17 protein-coding genes are annotated in these 16,571 nt (G+C 65.5%); 7 read left to right on the plus strand and 10 right to left on the minus strand.

All coding sequences use genetic code 11. The features are described 5' to 3' along the window. Positions 1-233 precede the first annotated feature (233 nt). The 4 genes from FFS21_RS21650 to FFS21_RS21665 form a co-directional block, all read right to left on the minus strand. On the minus strand, positions 234-1,883 hold the full coding sequence (locus tag FFS21_RS21650) for a rhombosortase-dependent MprA family serine protease (RefSeq protein WP_249359543.1): 1,650 nt from the start codon (positions 1,881-1,883) through the stop codon (positions 234-236). 143 nt (positions 1,884-2,026) lie between these two features. After that, on the minus strand, positions 2,027-2,476 hold the full coding sequence (locus FFS21_RS21655) for a hypothetical protein (RefSeq protein ID WP_137926782.1): 450 nt from the start codon (positions 2,474-2,476) through the stop codon (positions 2,027-2,029). Between the two features lie 40 nt (positions 2,477-2,516). Then, the gene (gene recN / locus FFS21_RS21660; protein WP_137926783.1) at positions 2,517-4,253 is read right to left on the minus strand and encodes a DNA repair protein RecN; all 1,737 of its coding nucleotides are present in this window, start codon (positions 4,251-4,253) and stop codon (positions 2,517-2,519) included. 64 nt (positions 4,254-4,317) lie between these two features. Continuing rightward, positions 4,318-5,235: an NAD kinase gene (locus FFS21_RS21665; RefSeq protein WP_137926784.1), complete on the minus strand. Its 918-nt coding sequence runs from the start codon at positions 5,233-5,235 to the stop codon at positions 4,318-4,320. Positions 5,236-5,335: 100 nt separating this feature from the next. On the opposite strand from FFS21_RS21665, the gene hrcA reads away from it, so the two are divergent. From hrcA to FFS21_RS21680, 3 genes are read left to right on the plus strand one after another with little or no spacing between them, the layout of a single operon-like run. Beyond that, the gene (gene hrcA / locus FFS21_RS21670; RefSeq protein WP_137926785.1) at positions 5,336-6,391 is read left to right on the plus strand and encodes a heat-inducible transcriptional repressor HrcA; all 1,056 of its coding nucleotides are present in this window, start codon (positions 5,336-5,338) and stop codon (positions 6,389-6,391) included. Positions 6,392-6,442: 51 nt separating this feature from the next. Further along, on the plus strand, positions 6,443-7,558 hold the full coding sequence (hemH, locus tag FFS21_RS21675; protein WP_137926786.1) for a ferrochelatase: 1,116 nt from the start codon (positions 6,443-6,445) through the stop codon (positions 7,556-7,558). 14 nt (positions 7,559-7,572) lie between these two features. Further along, positions 7,573-7,968 (plus strand): RNA-binding S4 domain-containing protein, encoded by a 396-nt coding sequence (locus FFS21_RS21680; protein ID WP_137926787.1) that lies wholly within the window; start codon positions 7,573-7,575, stop codon positions 7,966-7,968. Between the two features lie 34 nt (positions 7,969-8,002). Here the strand turns inward: FFS21_RS21680 and FFS21_RS21685 are convergent, their stop codons facing one another. Continuing rightward, positions 8,003-8,194, minus strand: a complete 192-nt coding sequence (locus FFS21_RS21685) for a hypothetical protein (protein WP_137926788.1) — start codon at positions 8,192-8,194, stop codon at positions 8,003-8,005. Between the two features lie 261 nt (positions 8,195-8,455). On the opposite strand from FFS21_RS21685, the gene grpE reads away from it, so the two are divergent. Beyond that, the gene (grpE, locus tag FFS21_RS21690) at positions 8,456-9,016 is read left to right on the plus strand and encodes a nucleotide exchange factor GrpE (protein ID WP_137926789.1); all 561 of its coding nucleotides are present in this window, start codon (positions 8,456-8,458) and stop codon (positions 9,014-9,016) included. A gap of 84 nt (positions 9,017-9,100) precedes the next feature. Further along, the gene (locus tag FFS21_RS21695; RefSeq protein ID WP_137926790.1) at positions 9,101-9,505 is read left to right on the plus strand and encodes a thioredoxin family protein; all 405 of its coding nucleotides are present in this window, start codon (positions 9,101-9,103) and stop codon (positions 9,503-9,505) included. A gap of 2 nt (positions 9,506-9,507) precedes the next feature. Here the strand turns inward: FFS21_RS21695 and FFS21_RS21700 are convergent, their stop codons facing one another. Further along, the gene (locus tag FFS21_RS21700) at positions 9,508-10,851 is read right to left on the minus strand and encodes a phospholipase A (protein ID WP_137926826.1); all 1,344 of its coding nucleotides are present in this window, start codon (positions 10,849-10,851) and stop codon (positions 9,508-9,510) included. A 177-nt stretch (positions 10,852-11,028) separates the two neighbouring features. Beyond that, complete coding sequence (locus FFS21_RS21705; RefSeq protein WP_137926791.1) at positions 11,029-11,460, minus strand: DUF1841 family protein; 432 nt, start codon at positions 11,458-11,460, stop codon at positions 11,029-11,031. 103 nt (positions 11,461-11,563) lie between these two features. Here FFS21_RS21705 and FFS21_RS21710 point away from each other — a divergent pair, with 103 nt between their 5' ends. After that, positions 11,564-12,496 (plus strand): DMT family transporter, encoded by a 933-nt coding sequence (locus tag FFS21_RS21710; RefSeq protein ID WP_137926792.1) that lies wholly within the window; start codon positions 11,564-11,566, stop codon positions 12,494-12,496. A 97-nt stretch (positions 12,497-12,593) separates the two neighbouring features. Further along, entirely contained in the window at positions 12,594-13,181 is a 588-nt protein-coding gene (locus FFS21_RS21715; protein ID WP_137926793.1) for a malonic semialdehyde reductase, read from the plus strand. A gap of 73 nt (positions 13,182-13,254) precedes the next feature. Here FFS21_RS21715 and FFS21_RS21720 read toward each other — a convergent pair whose 3' ends face one another. Genes FFS21_RS21720 through FFS21_RS21730 form a run of 3 tightly spaced genes read right to left on the minus strand, consistent with a single transcriptional unit; the run spans position 13,255 to position 16,544 of the window. Further along, on the minus strand, positions 13,255-13,980 hold the full coding sequence (locus FFS21_RS21720) for a Coq4 family protein (protein ID WP_137926794.1): 726 nt from the start codon (positions 13,978-13,980) through the stop codon (positions 13,255-13,257). A gap of 33 nt (positions 13,981-14,013) precedes the next feature. Continuing rightward, positions 14,014-14,982 (minus strand): alpha/beta fold hydrolase, encoded by a 969-nt coding sequence (locus tag FFS21_RS21725; protein WP_502705190.1) that lies wholly within the window; start codon positions 14,980-14,982, stop codon positions 14,014-14,016. Continuing rightward, positions 14,979-16,544: a flavin-containing monooxygenase gene (locus tag FFS21_RS21730; RefSeq protein WP_137926795.1), complete on the minus strand. Its 1,566-nt coding sequence runs from the start codon at positions 16,542-16,544 to the stop codon at positions 14,979-14,981. Before FFS21_RS21730 ends, FFS21_RS21725 begins: the two co-directional genes overlap by 4 nt. Positions 16,545-16,571 lie beyond the last annotated feature (27 nt).

Below are 16,571 nucleotides of genomic sequence, written 5' to 3' on the forward strand. Positions count from 1 at the left end.
TTAATTCCTTCGGGATGGCGGGCAATTCCCGCAATGGGGCTTTCGGTTTGCGTGGCATACATGCTCCTTAACGACATGTTATGCCCTACACACAAAATTCCTGACAGGCCCCTGAGCCAACAATTGTTTCCCCCTCTCCCACTGGTTTGCTCCCCTCTCCCACAAGTGGGAGAGGGGAGCAAGACCGGCGGCAGAGGGGAGCGACGCAGCGATCGGGATCGAAAGCTGATCGACTACCCCCGCCGCCGCGTCACGAAGCCCACGAACCCAATCCCCAGCAACACCATCGCACTCCACGGTGCGAATGCACCGCCACCACCTCCACCACCTCCACTGGTATCTCCGCTACCGGATGAGGTCGCCGTGCTTGCCGTAGCAGGCGGGTTCGGCGCCAGCACCAGCGCAGCGTCGGCGTCGAGCAAGCCGGCGCCGCATTTCCCGGAGTTCCCTGAAGCCGTGCAATACGTATTGGCGGGATGCGCGCGTGCCGAGGATTTCAGCACGGCGGTGACCTGGGCCGGGGTCAGGGCGGGATTGACGGCCAGCATCATCGCGGCGACGCCCGAGACCATCGGTGCGGCGAAGCTGGTGCCCGCCGAGGTGTAGGAGATCGCGTACGCACCCGGTGATGCCGCGCCGGCATTGGTCAGCGTGGTGATGTAGAGCGGCGTGGTGGAGGCGCAGGTGGTGGTGCCACCCGACGTGATGACCTTGGAGTTGCCGCAGCCGCCCCCCGGTGCGCTCAGTGCGACCTGCGGGCCCACGTTCGCATAGCTGGCGTTCTCGCCGTCGCTGGCGTGCGCGGTGACGGTGATGACACCGCTGCAGTCGCCCGGCGCCTCGACCGCGCCAGCTGAATTGCCTGCCGCCGCCACTACGACCACGCCGGCCGCGTTGAGATCGTTGACGGCCTGCTGTTCGATCGACGAGCAACTGCCGCCGCCAAGGCTGATGTTGACGATCTTGGCCGGTGTCGCGTTGGCCGGGACGCCGGGCACGGTCAGGCCGCCCGCCCAGCGCATGCCGTCGACGGTATCCGAGAGCAGGGCGCCGCAGCGCCCCGACACACGTACCGGCTGGATCCGGGCCGTCCAGTCCACCCCGGCAATGCCCAGGGCGTTATTGGTGGCCGCGCCCAGGACGCCGGCCACGCGTGTGCCGTGCCACGTGCTGTTGGCCGCGCCGCTGCCGTCCGAGCACGTGGTGCCGGTGGGCACGTAATCGCCCGGATCGGTCGGGTCGCTGTCGCGGCCGTCGCCGTCCACCGACACGGTCGTGCTGCTGATGAAGTCGTAGCCCGCCACGGTCCGGCCGGCCAGGTCGGGGTGGGGCAGGATGCCGGTATCCACCACGGCGATCACGATATTGCTGCTGCCGCGAGAGCGATCCCAGGCGCGCGGCAGGTTGGCGGCGCCGGTCAGCACCGAGGGCGGGCCGAGGTAGCGCTGGTTGGTGGCGAATTCCGTATCGTTGGGGACGGTGTCGTGCAACTGCAGCCAGCGATCGGGCACGGCATCGGCCACGCGCGGATCGTTGCGCAGGCGCCTGGCCACTGCCTCGGGCCCGTCGCCTCGCGTGTCCTTGACGGTCAGCAGTTGCAGCGTCCCGGCCATCGGCCGCTTGACCGAGAGGGCCAGCCCCGTATTGGATTCCACGCGCTTCATGCGGGTGGTGTCGGCCTGGGTGCCCACGGTCTGGCTGCCATCGCGCCAGCGCACGATGTAGTTGCCGGTAAATCGGGAAGCCGGTGGCGTGGGGCGAACCGTGGCGCCGGAATCAGCCTGCGCGTGCACGGCGGAAGGGAGGCCCAGCATGGTGCCGAATGCCAGCAGCAGGGCCGGCAGCATGGACCTCGGAAGGAAATTGGACGGCTCGTACGGCATCAAGGCTCCTGGGGAGATCGCATGAAACGAACTGCTAAGGAATACCGGTACTGCACCTGCTCATTCTTTCCAGTGGCGGCGGACAGCCATCGTTGGCTACCCGTCGCTATCGGCAATCTGGCACCCCAACCTTAGGATGCAGATTAATTGGCCGGTATGTCGGATGGCATGTCTCGTCCGGTCGGACGTGCCCGGTGTGGCTTCAGCATGCGGTCCGGCGTGGCCGATTCGATACGGGGTGCTGCCTTCAGCGTCGCCACGGCCTGATCCATCGTCACATCGCCGGAGGTCGTGATGGCAGTGATCAGCCACACGCCACCGGACATGGGTCGCTTCACGACGTAACGTGCGGGACCTTCGATAGCCGCCAGCAGCTTGCCGGCATCTTCGGACAACATCACGTCAGGTGGCGTGAACTTGACGAGGATGTCGCCCAGCGCGCGGTCGTTGGTGAGGGCACCGCGCGGCGGTGCGAACGACTTCGACTCCGATGCGCAGCCCGAGATGGCGGTCATGGCCAGCGCGGCGAAGGCGGCCGTAGCTACCGTGCGCGAGAACTGGCGGGAAAACGATGGCAGCTTGCCATGGGTCATCGGTTTGAAACTCCTGTGTTCGGATTGCATGCCGCCGGACTCAGCCGGCCGCCCGGCGCGGCTTCTTGCCGCTGCCTTCGCGGGATGCGTTGGCGGCCTGGGCCGCAGCGCGCGCGCCCTGCGTCAACATTTCCTCTGCGTGCTGGAGGGTCGTCGCGGTCACGGTCGCACCGCCCAGCATGCGCGCGGTTTCCTGGATGCGGCCATCGGCGTCCAGCGCGCGGATCTTCGAGCGCGTGACCGCGCCTTCCTTGTCCTCGCGGCTTTCCTTGCTGACCAGCAGGTGGGCGCCGGCTTGCGCGGCCACCTGCGGCAGATGGGTCACGCAGAGCACCTGTCGAGCGCGGCCCAGTTCCTGCAGGCGCCGGCCCACGACTTCGGCCACGGCGCCGCCGATGCCGGTATCCACCTCGTCGAAAATCAGCGTTGGAGTGGGGGCCGCTTCGCTGGTGATCACCGAGATGGCCAGGCTGATCCGTGCGAGCTCGCCGCCCGACGCCACGCGTGCCAGCGGACGTGCGCTGACACCGGCATGGCCGGCGACGAGGAATTCCACCTGTTCCAGGCCGTGGCTCTGGCCTTCTTCCAGCGGATGCAGCGCCACGGCGAACGTGCCGCCCGCCATCGACAGGCCCTGCATCGCCTCGGTCACGGCCCTGGACAGCGCGTCGGCGGCCACCTTGCGCGCGGCGGACAGATGCTTGGCCAGCGTCAGGTAGGCAGCGCGCGCGGCAGCTTCGCGAGCCAGCACCTTGTTGATGTCCTGCGCGGCCTGCAGGTCGTCGAGCTGCTGCTTGCGCGCCAGCAGTTCGTCGGCCAACTGCTCGGGCGGTAGCCGGTACTTGCGCGCGGTGGTGTGCAGCGCCTGCATCCGTGCTTCCACGGCCTGCAGGCGTTCGGGATCGAGTTCGAGCCGGTCGACATACCGATTCAGCGAGTGCGCGGCTTCCTCCACCTGCACCAGCGCAGGTTCAAGTGCGGCCAGAACATCGCGCAGCGCGACATCGACATCCGCCAGTTGTTGCAACCGCTGGACCACGCCATTGAGCACCGAGGCTACGGCACCATCGGATTCGGAGAGCGCATCGAGCGCGGCGCGGCTGCCGTCGATCAGGCCGGCAGCGTGCGAAAGGCGGTTGTACTCGGACTGGATCTCGTCCCACTCGCCCGGCTGCGGCGCCAGCTTGTCGAGTTCGCCGACCTGCCATTCGAGCCGTTCGCGTTCCAGTTGCATCTCGCGCGACTGGTGCTCCACGGCCTCTCGCTGTTTCACGCAGACGCGCCAGGCGCGCCAGGATTCGGCCACGGCAGCGGCCTGCTCGCTCAGTCCGGCGTGGGCATCGAAGAGATGACGCTGGGCGTCCGGGCGCAGCAACTGCTGGTGGGCGTGCTGGCCGTGAATGTCCACGAGTTGATCGCCTACCTCGCGTAACTGGGCCAGCGTAGCGGCGGCGCCATTGATGAACGCCTTGCTGCGTCCGCTGGCATCGACCGTCCGGCGCAGCAGTACCGAATCGTCGTCGCCAGCCAGTTCGCGCTCGGCCAGCCAGGCGTCCAGCGCGGGATGCGTGCGGAAGGTGGCGCCGATACCCGCGCGGGTCGCGCCTTCCCGGACGATGCCAGCGTCGGCACGCTCGCCCAGCACCAGCGCCAGCGCATCGATCAGGATCGACTTGCCCGCGCCGGTCTCGCCCGTGAACACGGTGAAGCCGGTCGAGAAGTCGAGGTCGAGGGTGTCGACGATGACAAAATCGCGGATGGACAGGCTGCGCAGCATCTTGGGCGTCTATGAACTGGGTAGAGGATTCGGCGAGTTGGACGGGAGAACCGGAGGCATCGGCTCAGAGCCGGTTGTCCTCGGTCGGGTATTCGTGCCAGTGCAGCTTCTTGCGCAGCGTGGCGTAGTAGTTGTACCCCACCGGGTGCAGCAGGCTCACGGTCTTGGCCGAGCGACGCACGACGATGCGGTCCCCAGGCAGCAGCGACGCCAGAGACTGCATGTCGAAGTTGACACTGACATCGCGCGCGCTGGCCACCTCGATGGTGACCTCGGCATCGTGCGGCAATACGATGGGGCGGTTGGACAGTGCGTGCGCGGCAATCGGCACCAGCACCATGCCGGACAGCGTGGGATGCAGGATCGGGCCGCCAGCGGCCAGCGCGTAGGCGGTGGAGCCGGTGGGCGTGGATACGATCAAGCCGTCCGAACGCTGGTTGTACATGAAGTTGCCATCGACCGAGACCGCCAGCTCCACCATCCCGGAGATACCCGAACGGTTCACCACCACGTCGTTGAACGCCAACGCGGAGAAAATCACCGTATCGTCGCGGATCACGCGCGATTCGAGCAGCATCCGCGACTCGGCCTCGTAGCGGCCGGACAGCATTTCAGGCAGGGCGGTGGTGACGTCCTCCAGAGGGATGTCGGTCATGAAGCCCAGCCGGCCGTGGTTCACGCCGATGACGGGCACATCGTGGCCGGCCAGCTGGCGCGCCAGGCCGAGCAACGTGCCGTCGCCACCAAGCACCACGGCGACGTCGGCCTCGCGGCCAATTTCCTCGGGCGTGAGCACGGGGTAGCCGGTCAGGCCGGTGGCCAGCGCGGTCTCGCGCTCGAACACCACATCCTGGCCATTGCGCAAAATACAGGACGCCAATTCCTCCAGGGGGCCTTCGATACCGGCGGTCGAATGCCGGCCCACCAGGGCGACGGTCTTGAACGGCGCGCGCGGGGCGCTGGTCTTTGAGGGGGCAGACATGGCGGGATTAGACCATACCGGCATGACCATTGTCAGCCTCGGGGCGTGGGCGCTCGCGACGCCGCCCGAACGGCGCAGTTTTGATTAGAATCGGGGCATCATGGACGAACGTTCTAAAACGCTTCTCAAGACCCTGATCGAGCGCTACATCGCCGAAGGGCAGCCGGTCGGTTCCCGCACCCTTTCGCGATACTCGGGGCTGGACCTGTCGCCGGCTACCATCCGCAATGTGATGTCGGACCTCGAGGAAATGGGTTTCATCGCCAGCCCGCACACGTCTGCGGGCCGCATTCCCACGCCGCGCGGCTATCGTCTGTTCGTCGATGCGATGCTGACCGCGCGCCCGCTGGACGGCGAAGTGGTGCTGCCCGCCGAACTGGCCGGCCTCAAGGACCAGATCCAGGGCCAGATGGCCAACCAGCAGCTTGGACCCCAGCGCATGATCACGGCGGCTGCGCACACCTTGTCGAACCTGTCGCAGTTCGCCGGCGTGGTGATGACGCCCCGGCGCGCACAATCGTTCCGGCAGGTCGAATTCATGCGGTTGTCGGATAAGCGCATCCTGCTGATCATCGTCAGCCCGGAAGGTGACGTCCAGAACCGGATCATCCAGACCGAGCTGTCCTATACCCCGGCCCAACTGATCGAGGCCGCCAATTTCTTCAACGCGCACTATGCGGGCATGAGCTTCGACTCGGTGCGCGATCACCTGCGCGTGGAGTTGCAGGCGTTGCGCCGTGACATGTCATCGCTGATGCAGGCCGCCGTAGAGGCGGGTAGCAGCGCGATGGCGGAGGACAACAACGAGCAAGTGTTCATCTCCGGCGAGCGCAAGCTGCTGGAGGTGGAGGACCTGTCGTCGAGCATGGACAAGCTGCGCCGGCTGTTCGATGTCTTCGAGCACAAGACCAGCCTGCTGCAATTGCTGGACGTCTCCAGCCACGCGCAGGGCGTGCAGATCTTCATCGGCGGAGAAAGCCAGTTGGTGCCGATCGAGGACATGGCCGTGATCACTGCGCCGTACGAGGTGGACGGCCAGATCGTCGGCACGCTCGGCGTGATCGGCCCCACCCGCATGGCGTACGAACGTGTGATCCCCATCGTCGATATCACGGCGCGGCTGCTCTCCAGCGCGCTTAGCCAGAATCAGACTTGAGCCTTTCGCACGGCATCGCCCGGCGCTCCCGGAGTTGTAATCGGACACCCCATGACGTTTTCGCCTGAACCGGCATACCAGCACGGCCAGTCGCCGCGCACCGCAATCCTGCTGATCAACCTCGGCACCCCCGATGCGCCCACGCCCAAGGCGGTGGGGCGCTACCTGAAAGCCTTCCTGTCCGATCCCCGCGTGGTGGAAATCCCGCGGCTGGCGTGGCTGCCCATCCTGCACGGGGTGATCCTGCCGTTCCGTTCGCGCGCCTCGGCCATGAAATATGAGTCGATCTGGCTGCGCGAAGCCCATATGACCGGCTCCCCGTTGCTGGTCCACACCGAACGGCAGGCCCATGCGCTGCAACTGCTGATGCAGAAGCTGGGCCATGAGGTGACCGTGGCCTGCGCCATGCGCTACGGCAATCCGTCGATCGAATCGGTGATGGAGGCGCTGCGCCGGCAGGGCACGGAGCAGATCCTGCTGCTGCCGCTATATCCCCAGTACTCGGGCACCACCACGGCCACGGCGTTCGACGAAGTGTTCCGTGTCCTGGCGGGATGGCGCAATCAGCCCGAAATCCGGCTTGTGAAGCACTTTCACGATCATCCAGCCTATATTCGCGCGCTCAACGAGCAGGTGCGGGCCTACTGGCGCCAGCACGGCGTGCCCGATTTCGCGCAGGGTGACCGCCTGATCCTGTCCTTCCACGGCCTGCCCCGGCGACTGCTGGACCTCGGGGACCCCTATCACTGCGAATGCCTGAAGACCGGCCGCCTGCTGGGCGAGGCGCTGGGCTTGCAGCCGGGACAGTATCAGGTGACGTTCCAGTCGCGTTTCGGCAAGGCGGAGTGGCTGCAACCCTATACCGCGCCGACGCTGGCCGAACTAGGCAAAGTGGGTACGCAGCGGGTGGATGTGTTCTGCCCTGGGTTTCCGGCAGACTGCATCGAGACGCTGGAGGAGATCGCCATGGAGGGGCAGACCGAGTTCCGGGTGGCGGGCGGCAACGACTTCCATTTCATTCCATGCATGAATGATTCGGAGGTGTGGATTGCCGGTCTGGCGGATATTGCCCTGCAACATCTTCAGGGTTGGCCTCTGACGGCGTTGCATGCGCATGAACTCGATGCGCGCCGTAGCCGGGCCCATGCGCGCGGCGCGGCGGGCTGAGCAGGAGGGAAGTCATGCAAGTGGATTTCGAAAGCAGTGCGCGGATGCGCATCGACAAATGGCTCTGGTGTGCGCGATTCTTCAAGACGCGCTCGCTGGCAGCCGAGGCGGTGGAGCGCGGCAAGGTCACGGTGAACGGCCAGCCCGTCAAGAATTCGCGCGAAATCAAGCCCGGCGATGCGGTCGTGCTGGAGGCGCACCAGCAGCGCTGGGAAGTGATGGTGAAGGGGATTCCGGCTTCGCGGGGCGCGGCGCCGATTGCTCAGACCACCTACGAGGAAACGCCGGAAAGCCAGACCCGGCGCCAGAAAGAGGCCGAAACACGCCGGCTGCAGCCTGAGCCGGCCGCCCAGCTACAGGGCCGCCCAACCAAGCGCGACCGCCGTCGGATTGACGATTTTCGTCATTGAGCCAGCCCAGGTCGCCACGGTAATCCGGGAAAAATCAGCGTACGTAGTGGACGAGGTAGTGTTTGAACACGGCCTTGCCGCTGCCATACTCGGTGTCGCGAGGACCCACCGCTTCCGACAGGCAGATGAAGACCGTCATCGCCGATAGCGCGGCGATCAGGCATACGGTCACGACTGGCAGCTTGTGCATGGTGAAGCGTCCCAAGGATGCATCGAATGGATCCACCTCCGGCTCCCGTTATTTTTGTCATTTTTACTGCATGAATCTTAGTCATTGCGATGCAGCAAGGCAATGAACACTCGATCTCATGAAACCGCTCTTTGTAACGGCGTATTTCGGCGTCTCTGAATGTCCACTCTTGAAAAACTGGAGTGGTGCCGCCAAGTGCGGCTAGACTTGCCTGTTGATCCCGAACCGGGCATCCGAACCCCCTCGGCCTGTCGTTACCGCAGATGGGCCGCGTTTTTAGCTTTGATACGAATCGACATGGAAGAACAGAATCTGACGCCGAATCCGAACATGCAGCCGCCGGCCGACGAGGCCGCCCGCACGCAGGCGCCCGAAGCTGCCGCAGCCGGTGCCGATGATGTGGCACGCCTGGCCCAGCAGGTGGCCGACCTGGAGGCCAAGGCCAAGGAACACTACGACATGTTCCTGCGCGCCACGGCGGAAGGCGAGAACATCCGCCGCCGCTCCCAGGACGAAGTCTCGAAGGCACACAAGTACGCCATCGAGAGCTTTGCCGACAACCTCGTGCCCGTGATGGACAGCCTGCAGGCCGCGCTGGCCGACAACAGCGGCGATGTGGCCAAGCTGCGCGAAGGCGTGGAACTGACCGCCCGCCAACTGGCAGCGGCCTTCGAGCGCGGCAAGATCGTCGAGTTGAACCCGGTCGGTGAGCGCTTTGATCCGCATCGCCACCAGGCCATTTCGATGGTCCCGTCCGAGCAGGAACCGAACACCGTGGTCAGCGTGCTGCAACGTGGCTATACGATCTCGGATCGCGTGCTGCGCCCGGCGCTGGTGACCGTTTCGGCTCCGCGCTGAGTCCGAGTTTCCGCAGGATCATGTAGCAAACACACGCCCGGTGGCCGCAAGGTTGCCGGGCGTTGTCGTGTCTGGAGAATGTAGATGTCTGACGCACCGGCCCCCCATCTGGATCACCGCGCCTTCGAGGCGCTGGCCATGCAGGAAGTGGACCCGTCCACCATCGATGCGGAAATCGCCGCCAGCGGAGACGATCTCGTCTGCGTGTTCTTCTGGGGTGTGGATTGCTTTAACTGCGAAATGGCAAAGAAGGCGATCCTCGCCAATCCCGAGCCGATCCGCGCGCTGAACCTGCGCTGGCTGCACACCAACGTCTACGCGCACCCCGAACTGGGCCGCCGCTTCGGCCTGCACGGCATTCCAGTGTTCATGTTCTTCCACAAGGGCAAGAAACTGGGCCGCGCCACGGGCTGGCACGGTCATGGCCAGTTCGCGGCGGCGGTGGGCAATGCGCGGCTGAAGGCAGAAGGGAAACCGCTCGCCGGATAAACTCAGCGGGACAGTGCGTAGCCCAGGCGGAATTGCCAAGGGGTTTTCTGGTTGTAGTACAGCAGGCTCTCGCCATATCCATAGAAATAGCCTGCCATCAGGTAGCCGGCTGTACCCGGCAGCAGCCGCGACAGCGGATAGGTGAGCTGGGCGTCGACACTGCCGTAGCCCTTGCGCGTGCCCTTGCGCAGCGTGGTGGAGAGTTCCCACGAGTCTGGGCGGCCATAGGCGATGTTCAGGTCCATGTAGCCACGATAGTGGGCGATGTCCTCGTTGTCGCTCTTGCCCACATACCCGTACACCTTGGGCGTCACGCGCCAGTGCCAGTCGGTCTGGTCGCCGAAGTACATCGTCGGTTTGATGAACAGGGTGTTGACCGCGCGCGAGTCGTCGCCGTCGCGGCCATTGGATTCGTGCTCGAAGCCGGTGGCGATCGACAGGCGGCTGATCACGCTGTTCTTCACGCCGGTATCGGACAGGTAGTAATACAGGCTGGGCCGGTAGTTGGTGTCCTTGAACGGCTTGGATGCGGCGGCCAGGTCCCAAAGCGAGAACTGCGTGTATGCGAAGTACAGGTTGTCTAGTACCGACTTCGAATTCGGGTTCTCGCCTTCGAAAATCCGGTAGCGGAAGCTGATCTGGAACTTGGCGTTGGCACCGTCGTGCGCGCCGATCATCAGGTACATCGGCTCGTTGAACGCCAGACGCTGGGAGTCGCGAAGATCGGCCGGTACCGGACCGGTGGTAGCACCGTCGGCGGTGGATACCACAGGCGTGACGGGCGCTGTCGTTGGCGTGCCCTGGGCATTGGCCAGGTCCCGTTCCGCAGTGGTCGGCTCGGTATCGGGCGTGGCGGCCGGCTTGGCGACGACCAGAGGCGCGGTGGGAGTGGCCTCGCCCGGCAACGGCGCGCGGTTCAGCGTGATGGTGACGGGCGCGGCGTCGATGCCCGCCACGTCCAGCCTCACCATGCCGCGCATGCCTGCGGGCCAGTCGGCCGCGTAGCTGACTGTGCGGTTTTCACCGCGCCGCAGGTTCAGAATCTCCGGCCCCTTGCCCACACGCTTCAACTCCATCCGCACCGGGGCGGCCAGGTCGCCCACGGCAGTCACCTGTAGCGTATCGGGCACGGCATAGCGGCGCGTGTCGTCGTCGGCAGTGATGAGCAGCGTCAGTGTCAGGGGCTTCGTGCCATCGATGGCACGCGGCGGCTGCAGCAGTGCCACGGCGCTGTGGGCCGCCAGCGGCGAACAGAGCAGCAGGGCGCCGGCAATGGCCGATGCATAGCGCAGGGAGGGGAAAGCCGCGCGGCGCGAGCCGGCGCGGACAGCAGCGGAGCAGAGCATGGGCAGGGAGCGCCGCGCCGGCCACGCAAGGAATGCGCGCTTGCCGGTGATGCGGCGCAACAGGAACAAGATGCCGGCAAGCCTAGCACGTGCTGCCGAGCGCTCTTGTCAGGCGTTGTCTGGTATTGATGCCGCGCAGTGTCGATTACTGCACGGCGCCGTGTGTCAGACGCAGAATCAGCCCCGGGCGCGTCGCAGGATGTCGTCGACGTATGCCTGGCCGTCCGGAGGCATCCCATTGCGCTGGGCATTCCAGAGCATCTGGCCGAGGGCTTCCATGATCTGGTGCTGCGCCTCGTGCGGCGAGTCGAGCCTACGGCTCAACGCCTCGTAGGCGCCACGGATGCCCGGCGGCTGGTCGATCGACACCTGTTCGGAGATCGACAGGTGCATCGCCAGGTGCAGGAACGGATTGGTTTGGCCGCCTTCGGGCGCGTAATCGCGCGTCAGCGCGCCTTCGGTATCGGTCAGCAGCGCGTGGTAGTCGGGGTGCTGGTCGATCCAGTCGACGGCGATGGCCTCCAGGGGGGTGAGGACACTGCCCGCTACGCGCTTCTGCCAGGCATCGCAGAAGAAACGGCGGACTTCTTCTCTTGAGGGATTGAACATGATGGCCGCTATTGTAAGTCAGCGCCGGAATGTGCGTAGGGCATGCGCCGCGCGCCCCGCAGGGTCAGTAGAATGCAGCGTTCCGCGCTCTTTTTCCTCCACGATGACCGTTTCCGCCACCGGCCCTCTGGGCCAGGCCCGCGACAAGTTCGCCGGCGTGCTGCTGATTGCCCTGTCCGCCACCGCATTCGGTGCGATGGCGATCTTCGCGCGCTTTGCCTATGCAGCCGGTGCCGATGTCTATGGCCTGCTGGCGGTGCGATTCGTGGTGGCGGCGCTGGCGATGGCCGTGGTGATGCGCACGCGCGGCATTGCGCTGCCGCCGTGGCGCCGCGTGCTGGCGCTGGCGGCGATGGGCGGCATAGGCTATGTCGGCCAGTCCTATTGCTTCTTCACCGCGCTCAATCACGCGCAGGCCAGTCTCGTGGCGCTGCTGCTCTATCTCTATCCGCTGTTCGTCACGTTGCTGGCGGCGGTCTTCCTGAAAGAAAAGCTGACCACCACCTCGGTGATCGCGCTAGTGCTGTGCTCGGTGGGTGCCGGGCTGACGGTGGGCGGCGGGGAGGGCGCGCCATTGGGTATCGCACTGGGCGTGGCGGCGGCGGTAATTTACTCGATCTACATCGTGGTGGGCGCTCGCGTGACGGCCGGCGTCAATGCCATCGCCACGACCACGGTGATCTGTTCGGCGGCAGCGCTGGTCTATGTGACGATCGGCGTGATCCGCACGAGTGTAGGCGTGCCGCCGCAGTTTCCGTCCAGCGCAGGTGGATGGCTCGCCCTGCTGGCCATTGCGTTAGTTTCCACTGTGCTGGCCATCATGACGTTCTTCGCTGGACTGCAGAAACTGGGCGCGGCCAAGGCGTCGATGCTCTCCACGCTGGAGCCGGTAGTCACCGTGGTGCTTGCCGCAGCGCTGCTAGGCGAGCATATCGGCGTGACCCAGGCCGTGGGTGGGGCGCTGATCCTGCTGGGCGTGCTGTGGCTGACGCGTCGCGCCAGCGGCACGCCACAGGTGGACAGCGACGAGGGTTGAATGGAATTGAACGACTTCGACGAAGGCCTGCACGCACACCTGTAACGCCTTGGGTACAATCGCGCTTTCTTTCATCATAAAAACCGGAAAGCGCGCAATGAAACCCGTCGATCAGGCTGTGATTGCACAATTGTTCACTGAAGCACGCACCCACAACGTGTGGCAGGACAAGCACGTCGACGACGCCGTGCTCAAGCAGATCTACGAAGCCATGAAGTTCGGCCCCACCGCCGCCAATGGTTCGCCGGCCCGTATCGTGTTCGTGAAGTCGGCCGAGCAGAAGGCTCGCCTGGTGGAGTGCGTCTCGGCTGGCAACGTCGACAAGACGCGCTCGGCGCCCGTGACCGCGATCATCGCCTTCGACAACGCTTTCCACGACCAACTGCCGAAGCTGTTCCCGCATGCCGATGCCCGTGCCTGGTACGCCGGCAACGACGCCAAGATTGCGCGCGACGCGCTGATGAACAGCTCGCTGCAAGGCGGCTACTTCATCCTGGCCGCGCGTGCGCTGGGCCTGGATTGCGGCCCGATGGCCGGTTTCGATGCCGACAAGCTCAACGCGGCATTCTTCCCGGACGGCAAATGGTCGGTCAACTTCCTGATCAACCTGGGCTATGGCGAAGCCGACAAGCTGCATCCGCGCCTGCCGCGCCTGTCGTTCGACGAAGCCTGCACGATCGTCTGAGCATTCGGCACCTGCCAGAAAGACAAAAACGGCCCTCGGGCCGTTTTTTCGTTGGTGACAGGCAACATGGCGATCAGGCTGACCATTCCTCCACGGGATGACAGGCCAGGTACTTCACCGGCTGGGCGATCCCCAGCCGTGCCCGGGCTGCGTCGATCGGCTCGTTCAGCAGCTTCTCGTAGTCCTCCCCCAGCAGCCAGCCTGCATTCCGGCCCAGCCGGTAGCCTTCCAGCACTGCGCGCGCAAACGCCAGGCTGCGCGTCAGGCGCCAGCTTTTCAGCGAGGCGGCCAGCGCGATAAAGGCCCAGCCCTGTCCGCCCGTCTGCGCGTAGCTGAACGCGACCAGCGCCGCTTCGCCCAGGCTTTCATCGGCGCGGTAACCCGTCAGCACATGCCAGATATCGTGGATGTCGCGGGTGCGGCGCCCGAACCACATATAGGCATCCTCGACGATCGGTTCCTGATTCAGGTTCGAGACCTTCGCCAGTCCATCGGCGCTATAGCCAGTCTTCTCCAGAAAGGCGCGATACGCGGCGCCGACGGTGCCCGGTGCAAAGGCGGCGATATAGGCTGGGTCCGAGAGCTTCTCCGCCAGTTCGATCCGCTGGTACGCCATGCGGCGGCCGTCGGGCGTGCTCAGCAGGCGGCCATAGTTGCGCGGCATCGAGGGCCCGTTCAGCGCGCGCATGATGCGGAATACCTGCTCGGTGTCGTTGCCGTCGGCCATCAGCTTGCGGATGGCCTGGAACGCGGTAGGCAGGTCGCGCCTGTAGGGATTGAAACCGGTGGAGGCAGCCATGGGCAGGTCCTTTCGGTGGATGTTCAATGCGAATCAGACAGTGGCCGGTTCACGCAGGCTGGCCGCTGCGGTGCGCACGAAATCGACGCTGGTATCGACAGCGGTCACCGGCAGCATATGCCCACCCGAGACCAATGTCAGCCGGGTTGCCGGGTGTTTGGCAACGAAGGCTTCGCCGTTCTCGCGGTAATCGAGGATGCGGTCCTCGCGGCCAAACAGGATGCTCACCGGTACGCGCAGGTCGCCATAGCGCGCCAGTAGCGGGGGCAGGCTGGGTGCCACGCCGAGCAGATCTTCCGACGCGCCCAGGAAATGGCCGGGCCGCAGCGCCAGCAAACCGCCGCCACGCGTTGGAAAATCCTCGGGCACGGCGTCCGGGCCGAAGACGATATCCATGACCTGTTCGCGATTGCGGATCGACATTGGAATCAACAGCGTCCAGGCGATCAGCTTGCGCGCGAAGGCGCTTTCCATCGCCATGGCCTTGAACACCGGCGAGATCGTCTGCGGCGGATGGGTCAGCGGCGCGATCAACGCCAGTCCGCCCACGCGCTCGGGGTGATAGGTGGCAAGTGCCAGTGAGATCGCACCGCCGAGCGAGTGACCGACGACCAGCGGACGCTCCAGCCCCAGCTTGTCGATCAGCGCGGCCAACGTATCGGCCTGCGCCTTGAGGTCGGCGGGCGCGCCGGCCGGGCGCGTGGACCAGCCCGCGCCCGGACGATCCACCGCAATCACGCGATGGTCCCGCGACAGCGGGGCGATCATGCCGTAGCCGAAATTCTCCAGTTGGCCCGACAACCCGTGTACCAGCAGGATCGGCGGGCCCTCGCCGCGCTCGACCACATGCAGCCGCGCGCCGGGCACATCGATAAAGCGGCCCGTGGGCGGGAACGCCGCCTCGATCTTGCGCGCGGTGCGCCAAGTGAACAGGAACAGCAGCGCTAGCAGGGCGGCGAGCAACACCGCCCCCACAATCACGATGACAAGCAGGATCTTCAAGATTGCGCCTCTGGGAGTGGATCGTGGTGAGGTAGCGGGGCGGCCTGCGCGGTATCGAAGCGCAGCACGCCATCGTCGATGCGGCCATGCCTGATGGTCAGCATATCCATCAGGTAGTTCTGATACACGCGCCACGGCTTGCGGTCGCCCTGCCGGGGCAGCACGGCGGCGGCACGCTGCACGTAGCCCGATGTGAAATCGAGGAACGGCGTCCGTTGCACATCGGGATCGACCTGCGGCATGGCGATGCGATGGCCGCGCCGGTCCATGAATTTCAGCAGCCGGCAGACGTACTCGGCAGTGAGGTCGGCCTTGAGCGTCCACGAAGCGTTGGTGTAGCCAAACGCCAGCACCATATTGGGCACGTTGCCGAGCATCATGCCCTTGTACGCCAGGCACTCCGATGGGCGGCGCGGCTGGCCGTCCACGGTCAGCGCAATGTCGCCGAGCATATTCAGCTTCAGGCCGGTGGCTACCACGACCACATCGGCCGGCAGTGTCTGGCCCGATTTCAGCACGATGCCGTCCGCATCGAATCGCTCGATATGGTCCGTGACGATCGACGCCCGCCCGTTGCGGATGGCCCGGAACAGGTCACCGTCGGGCACCAGACACACGCGCTGGTCCCAAGGGTTGTAGCGCGGCGTCAGGTGCGTATCGACATCGAAGCCGGGTGCGAGCTGGGCGGCGGCCATGCCGACCAGCCGCTCCTTGACCTTCGCAGGCCGCCTGCGAGCAAGCTGGAAGAAGAACATGCCGAGCAGCACGTTTTTCCAGCGCGTCAGCCCGTAAGCCACGCGCGCCGGCAGCAGCTTGCGCAGCCGGTTGGCGATGGCATCTTCGCCAGGGCGCGTCACGATGTAGGTGGGCGAGCGCTGCAGCATTGTTACCTGTGCCGCCGTCTCGGCCATGGCCGGCACCAGCGTGACCGCCGTGGCGCCACTGCCGATCACCACCACGCGCTTGCCGGCGTAATCGATCGACGGGTCCCAGAACTGCGGATGGACCAGATTGCCACGGAAGTTTTCTTCGCCGGGGAAGTCGGGCCGGTGGCCTTCGGCGTAGCTGTAGTAGCCGGCGCAGACGTAGAGCAGCCGTGCCTTGAGCCGCTGGCGCGAACCGTCGGCGGTACGTTCGGCCTCCACGGTCCAGCATGCCTCGGCACTGTGCCAGGCGGCGCTCACGACCTTGTGGCCGAAACGGATCTTTCCGGTGATGTCGGCTTCGTCGGCGGTTTCGCGGATATAGGAGAGGATTGACGGGCCATCGGCAATCGCCTTGGCGCCACGCCACGGCTTGAAGCGGTAGCCGAGCGTGTACATGTCGGAATCGGAACGGATGCCCGGATAGCGGAACAGGTCCCATGTGCCGCCGATGGCGTCGCGGGCTTCGAGGATGGCGTAGCGTTTGCCGGGGCAGCGCTGCTGGAGCTGCCGCGCGGCGCCGATGCCGGACAGCCCGGCGCCGACAATCAGAACGTCGAGGATCTCGGCAATGTCGCCGGAAGTGTCAGAAGCGTCAGGAACTGCATCGTCTGCTGCATGGGCGGAGGGGGCGGTCATGACAGGTCCCGGACGGGTGCGATGACC

The organism is Cupriavidus sp. 2SB, from assembly GCF_005503625.1.
In the GTDB taxonomy this organism is placed as follows: domain Bacteria; phylum Pseudomonadota; class Gammaproteobacteria; order Burkholderiales; family Burkholderiaceae; genus Cupriavidus.

Excerpts from the sequence above, each read along its gene's own strand:
- hrcA (WP_137926785.1), top strand. The coding sequence starts at position 5,336 with ATGGACGAACGTTCTAAAACGCTTCTCAAGACCCTGATCGAGCGCTAC.
- FFS21_RS21715 (WP_137926793.1), top strand. The coding sequence starts at position 12,594 with ATGAAACCCGTCGATCAGGCTGTGATTGCACAATTGTTCACTGAAGCA.
- hemH (WP_137926786.1), top strand. The coding sequence starts at position 6,443 with ATGACGTTTTCGCCTGAACCGGCATACCAGCACGGCCAGTCGCCGCGC.
- FFS21_RS21705 (WP_137926791.1), bottom strand. The coding sequence starts at position 11,460 with ATGTTCAATCCCTCAAGAGAAGAAGTCCGCCGTTTCTTCTGCGATGCC.
- FFS21_RS21730 (WP_137926795.1), bottom strand. The coding sequence starts at position 16,544 with ATGACCGCCCCCTCCGCCCATGCAGCAGACGATGCAGTTCCTGACGCT.
- recN (WP_137926783.1), bottom strand. The coding sequence starts at position 4,253 with ATGCTGCGCAGCCTGTCCATCCGCGATTTTGTCATCGTCGACACCCTC.
- FFS21_RS21720 (WP_137926794.1), bottom strand. The coding sequence starts at position 13,980 with ATGGCTGCCTCCACCGGTTTCAATCCCTACAGGCGCGACCTGCCTACC.
- grpE (WP_137926789.1), top strand. The coding sequence starts at position 8,456 with ATGGAAGAACAGAATCTGACGCCGAATCCGAACATGCAGCCGCCGGCC.
- FFS21_RS21680 (WP_137926787.1), top strand. The coding sequence starts at position 7,573 with ATGCAAGTGGATTTCGAAAGCAGTGCGCGGATGCGCATCGACAAATGG.
- FFS21_RS21700 (WP_137926826.1), bottom strand. The coding sequence starts at position 10,851 with ATGCTCTGCTCCGCTGCTGTCCGCGCCGGCTCGCGCCGCGCGGCTTTC.
- FFS21_RS21655 (WP_137926782.1), bottom strand. The coding sequence starts at position 2,476 with ATGACCCATGGCAAGCTGCCATCGTTTTCCCGCCAGTTCTCGCGCACG.
- FFS21_RS21695 (WP_137926790.1), top strand. The coding sequence starts at position 9,101 with ATGTCTGACGCACCGGCCCCCCATCTGGATCACCGCGCCTTCGAGGCG.
- FFS21_RS21650 (WP_249359543.1), bottom strand. The coding sequence starts at position 1,883 with ATGCCGTACGAGCCGTCCAATTTCCTTCCGAGGTCCATGCTGCCGGCC.
- FFS21_RS21710 (WP_137926792.1), top strand. The coding sequence starts at position 11,564 with ATGACCGTTTCCGCCACCGGCCCTCTGGGCCAGGCCCGCGACAAGTTC.
- FFS21_RS21665 (WP_137926784.1), bottom strand. The coding sequence starts at position 5,235 with ATGTCTGCCCCCTCAAAGACCAGCGCCCCGCGCGCGCCGTTCAAGACC.